At 37.8% G+C, this 5,772-nt stretch carries 4 protein-coding genes; 3 read left to right on the top strand and 1 reads right to left on the bottom strand.

The window, feature by feature from the left end; translation table 11 throughout:
* Nucleotides 1-256: 256 nt before the first annotated feature.
* The 3 genes from cotE (at nucleotide 257) to mutL (ending at nucleotide 5,260) form a co-directional block, all read left to right on the top strand.
* Nucleotides 257-787: an outer spore coat protein CotE gene (cotE, locus tag C406_RS0118315; RefSeq protein ID WP_017382111.1), complete on the top strand. Its 531-nt coding sequence runs from the start codon at nucleotides 257-259 to the stop codon at nucleotides 785-787.
* A gap of 81 nt (nucleotides 788-868) precedes the next feature.
* Nucleotides 869-3,445: a DNA mismatch repair protein MutS gene (mutS, locus tag C406_RS0118305; protein ID WP_017382110.1), complete on the top strand. Its 2,577-nt coding sequence runs from the start codon at nucleotides 869-871 to the stop codon at nucleotides 3,443-3,445.
* Between the two features lie 24 nt (nucleotides 3,446-3,469).
* A complete protein-coding gene (mutL, locus tag C406_RS0118300; protein WP_017382109.1) occupies nucleotides 3,470-5,260 on the top strand; it encodes a DNA mismatch repair endonuclease MutL in 1,791 nt (596 codons plus the stop codon).
* A gap of 119 nt (nucleotides 5,261-5,379) precedes the next feature.
* Here mutL and C406_RS19765 read toward each other — a convergent pair.
* A partial coding sequence (locus C406_RS19765; RefSeq protein WP_017382108.1) for an IS3 family transposase occupies nucleotides 5,380-5,772 on the bottom strand: 393 nt, incomplete at its 5' end.

The raw sequence follows: 5,772 nt of genomic DNA, 5'->3' as shown, positions 1-5,772 counted from the left end.
CACTCCCTCCTACTCGATTATAATAAATAAAACATAAAATAATGAACCATCAATCACTCAATTTCATCAATCCTTTGATTCTGTTTATTCTATAATCCATGGTTCAACTCTTTGCGCCCGGAAACCTATATGAGTCAGTGAACGTCTTTAAGGGCTCTTAATTTCCAAAAGCTAATGTGGTACTCTTCACTTTTCTTTTCACCTATTAGGCACATCCTGCATATGATGAAAAGGAATCGAACGAAGGAGGATGGCTTTGAAATATATCCGTCAAATCGTGACGAAAGCAGTCGTGGCGAAAGGGAAAAAGAGAGCTGAAGCTAGTGAAACATTACGTCCACCAAATAACCCTTCAAGCATTTTAGGGTGTTGGGTTATTAATCACACTCACCAGGCGAAAAAGCACGGCAAATTCGTTGAAGTAACAGGGAAGTATGATATTAATGTGTGGTATGCTCATCACGAGCATTCGAAAACTTCTGTTTTTTCTGAGACTGTGCCTTACAGAGAACGTATCAAACTGCATTACCGCGAAGAAGATACACATGGTGTTGAAGATGTACATTTACGTGTAGCTCAACAACCAAATTGTACGGAAGCCGTTATCACATCTGATGGTGAACAATTTAAAGTAACAGTAGAAAGAGAGCTACACGCAGAAATCGTTGGTGAAACAACTGTATGTATTCAAGTTCAACCACAAGATGTTGAAGAAGAATGGTCTTATAAAGATGAAAGTTCTTCATCTTCTACATCATCATATGATGATTCGAGAGAATCCTCTTAAGCCGGATTTCCTAATCCGGCTTTTTTTTCTGTTGTTTTTGGTATAATGAAAGAATAGCTAGTATCCGAAAGAGGTTTTGACATGAACAATTATACACCTATGATTCAACAGTACTTACAAGTAAAATCTGAGTATGCAGATGCCTTTTTGTTTTTCCGCTTAGGTGATTTTTATGAACTGTTTTTTGAAGATGCGATTAGAGCGTCTCAAATTCTTGAAATTACATTGACTAGTCGTGCGGGGGGAAGCGCAGAACGCATTCCAATGTGTGGAGTTCCTCACCACGCCGCACAAAATTACATAGAAACACTTATTCAAAAAGGATATCGTGTAGCGATTTGTGAACAAACAGAAGACCCAAAACAAGCTATAGGGGTAGTGAAACGTGAAGTTGTTCGTTTAATCACACCAGGTACAATTATTGAAGGCAAAAATATGGACGGAAAAACTAATCATTTTATTGCATCAGCCGAAGAAATTGACGAAAATCGCTATGCCTATGCTTATTTAGATTTATCGACTGGCGAAGGTACAAGCGTTATATTGACAGGAACAGAAAAAAACCTGATACAAGAACTACAAGCATTATCCATTCGAGAGCTCGTTGTACCTGAACAGTTATTTGTTCTTTTATCAGATTTAGCTGAAGCACATTCAATTTTATTATCTATTGAAGAAACCAAGCTTGAGTTAAATACAAATAAAGTGTTTGTTGAACAAAATCCAATTGACGTTCATGGCGTTTGTCATCGACTTGTAACCTATTTGCATCGAACACAAAAACGTTCACTAGATCACATTCAGCCGTTTAAATTTCAGGAGCGCGAAGAACTTTTGACAATTGATTTTCATTCAAAAAGGAACTTGGAATTGGTTCAATCTATTCGAGGTGGAGACCAAAAAGGGTCGTTATACTGGCTGTTAGATGAAACCATGACCGCAATGGGGGGACGGAAATTAAAGCAATGGTTGCACCAACCCCTAGCAAATCGCATGAAAATAGAAGAGCGACTCGAAATAGTGACAGAAATGCTTGAAGCCTATTTCATTCGCGCCGATATTAGAGAAACCCTAAAAGAAGTGTATGATTTGGAGAGATTAATTGGTCGCATCTCTTTTGGTACAGCAAGTGGTCGCGATTTAAGTCAATTGCGACAATCGCTTCTTCAAATTCCTCTTATTAAAGAGAAATTAAAAGAAAGTGCCAAACCTGCATTAATAAAAGCAGCGAATAATTTAGATGAATGTATGGAACTTTTAAATATGCTTAAAGAGGCGATCTCTGACCATCCCCCACTTTCTGTCAAAGAAGGGGATATCATTCGTGACGGTTTTCATGCTCGATTGGATGAGCTTCGCTACGCTAAGAAAAACGGTAAAGATTGGATATCAGCTCTTGAGCTCAAAGAAAGGGAACGTACAGGAATTAAGGGCTTGAAAATTGGTTATAATCGCATATTCGGATACTATATTGAGATTACAAAATCCAATATTCATTTAGCTGATTTGACACGCTATGAACGAAAACAAACCTTAGCCAATGCCGAAAGATATATTACTGATGAGCTAAAAGAAAAAGAATCACTTATTTTAACGGCAGAAGAAGAAAGTTTAGTTTTGGAATATTCTCTTTTTGTAGATGTTCGCGAACAAGTAAAACAGTATATACCTCAAGTTCAGAAACTCGCTGCAAAAGTGAGCGAACTTGATGTCTTTTCAAGTTTTGCTGAAGTGACAGACCATTATCGCTTAACAAAACCATCATTCCACGATGGTTTAGATTTAACGATCGTCAATGGACGTCATCCTGTAGTTGAAAAGATGATGAACAAACAACATTATGTACCAAATGATTGTGTTCTTTCATCCGAAGAAAATATGTTGTTAATCACAGGTCCTAACATGTCTGGTAAAAGCACGTATATGCGACAAGTGGCCATTACCGTCATTATGGGGCAAATGGGCTGTTATGTACCTGCTGAGAGAGCCTTACTACCTGTTACGGATCAAATATTCACGCGCATTGGGGCAGCAGATGATTTGGCAGCAGGACAAAGTACATTCATGGTAGAGATGCTTGAATCAACTTATGCAATAACTCATGCGACTGAGCGCAGTTTATTACTGTTCGATGAAATAGGTCGTGGTACATCGACGTATGATGGTATGGCACTTGCACAAGCCATGATGGAATACATTCATACAGAAATTCGTGCAAATACATTGTTTTCAACTCATTATCATGAACTTACTCAATTAGAAAAGCACTTAGATAAACTGAGAAATGTACATGTAGCGGCTATAGAGCAGAACGGTAAAGTAGTCTTTTTACATAAAGTGAAAAGTGGACCCGCTGATAAGAGTTATGGTATCCATGTGGCAGAACTTGCACAGTTACCTGAACCAATTATTGTTAGAGCAAGAGAGATACTGCAAGAGCTGGAGACAGTAAAAGAACATGAAAGTAAGGGCAATCAATCTACAGTAAATGAACAGTTAACCTTTTTCCGAGAAACTAAAAATCAACCTGAAGAACTAAAAAAAGAACCAATAACAGACGGTGTACTATCATCTATTCGAGAGATAGATATAACAGGAACAACACCTATGAAAGCACTACAGTTTTTATATGAACTACAGCAAAAAATCGGTAAATAAACTTGTGTGAAAGGAGTAGATCCCATGGGACATATACGCTTAATGGATGAACCCTTATCGAACAAAATAGCGGCGGGTGAAGTTGTAGAACGTCCTGCTTCCGTTGTTAAAGAACTTGTGGAAAACGCGATTGACGCCGGTAGTACTTCAATTGATATATATCTAGAAGAAGCGGGGTTACAAACGATCCAAATAACAGACAACGGGAGCGGGATGGATGAAGAAGATGCCATTCTTTCTTTTTCACGACACGCAACGAGTAAAATAGCAAATGAATATGATCTTTTCCGTATACGAACACTTGGTTTCCGAGGAGAAGCACTTGCAAGTATTGCTTCTGTTTCTAAAGTGGCATTATGGACTTCTGATGGTTCTACTACGGGGACAAGTATTGAAATAGAAGGTAGTCATGTAAAAAAACAGCAAGCAGGTGCACTTCGAAAAGGGACGGATATTAAAGTATCCCAACTGTTTTTCAATACACCAGCTCGATTAAAATATATGAAAACAATTCAAACGGAGCTCGGACATATCATTGATTTAATTAATCGATTGGCTCTTTGTTATCCATCAATTACGTTTAAATTAAGACACGGTGAACAAGTGTTACTTCATACGAATGGACGAGGTGATTTACAACAAGTAATTGCTGCGATCTATGGAATGGCAATTGCCAAAAAAATGATTCCTTTTGAAGGTGAATCATCTGATTACCGTATCCATGGATATGCATCCTTACCAGAAATCACACGTGCATCAAAAAATTATCTTACTCTCTTTGTAAATGGTCGATGGGTAAAACATTATAGCGTGCAACAATCGATTGTTAATGCATACCACACGTTCTTACCTATAGAACGCTATCCGCTTGTCATATTGAATATCGTTGGTGATCCTTATTTGACGGATGTCAACGTGCATCCATCAAAACAACATATTCGATTAAGCAAAGAAAAAGAGTTACAACAATTAGTCGAAGACACGATTAGAAACACGATTCGTTCAATAATGAGAGCACCGGAAATTGCCGAAAAACCCAAAAAAGCGATTGCATCTAGTGAACAAATGGATCTATGGAAGTCAAAACCGGTCCAACCAACTTATTCAGAAAATCGCTCAATGCACACCTTTAACAAAACATCAGACACATCAATGGTAAAAGAACAGATGGATCACCAAGAGCCATTTATTCCTCCAATCGAAAACATGCAAGCTGTTTCCTCTAAAGAGCCATTCCCAGAACTTGATATCGTTGGACAAATACACGGCACGTATATCGTTGCCCAAAGTGTAGACGGGTTTTATTTAATTGACCAGCATGCGGCACAAGAACGAATTAAGTATGAATTTTTCCGTGATAAGGTTGGTGAGGTTGAAGCAGGGGAGAGGCAGTCTTTGCTCATTCCTTTATCGATGCATTATTCTGCAGATGAAGCTTTACATTTAAAGGAATATGCTAATCAACTCGAAGAAGTCGGGATTTCTCTAGAAGATTTTGGACCTACTACCTTTATTGTTCGAGATCATCCGGTATGGTTTCCAAAAGGTTTTGAAGAAGAAATTGTCAAAGAATTAGTGGAACAAGTGCTAACTGGTCGAAAAGCGGACGTTAAAAAGTTACGAGAAGATGCAGCTATTATGATGAGTTGTAAACGTTCGATTAAAGCCAATCATTTTTTAACAAAAGATGATATGACGAAGCTTATATTTGATTTAAGACAAGCTGAACATCCATTTACATGTCCACATGGAAGACCTGTGATTGTTCATTTCTCCACGTATGAGATTGAAAAAATGTTTAAACGGGTTATGTAAAGAAAAGACTACTTTTTAGGATAATGTTTCTCTTGAGAGGTGAAAACTTTAAAATACAACAAAAAAGGACGATCAATTCGCATCTGAATGGTAGTGACCCCTAAAAGTTAGAGTTTTATTTATGCAGCTGACTGGTTGGCATGAGTTCGGTAGTTTACTGGACTCATGCCGGCCAGTTTTTGTTTAATCCTTTCATGGTTATAGTAATGGATATAACCTTCAATTTTCTTCTTCAATTCTTCATACGACATTAATTCTTCACCGTAATACATTTCTTGCTTTAGTAAGCCAAAGAAGTTTTCCATCGTCGCATTGTCTGCACACGTTGCTTTTCGAGACATGCTTTGAAAAATTTTGTTCATTTTTAATGTTTTCACCCATTTACTATGCTGGTAATGCCAGCCTTGATCGGAGTGAATCGTTGTTCGATAGGTGGCTTCCTTTTTAATGATTTTAATTGCTTGATCTAGTGGTGCTAAGACAAAATCCAATGTTGGTCTTTTCGAAATCCC

Source organism: Paenisporosarcina sp. TG-14 (genome assembly GCF_000297555.1).
Lineage (GTDB): Bacteria > Bacillota > Bacilli > Bacillales_A > Planococcaceae > Paenisporosarcina > Paenisporosarcina antarctica.
Note: the sequence above shows the minus strand (reverse complement) of the source record. Positions and strands in the feature narration are given on the sequence as shown.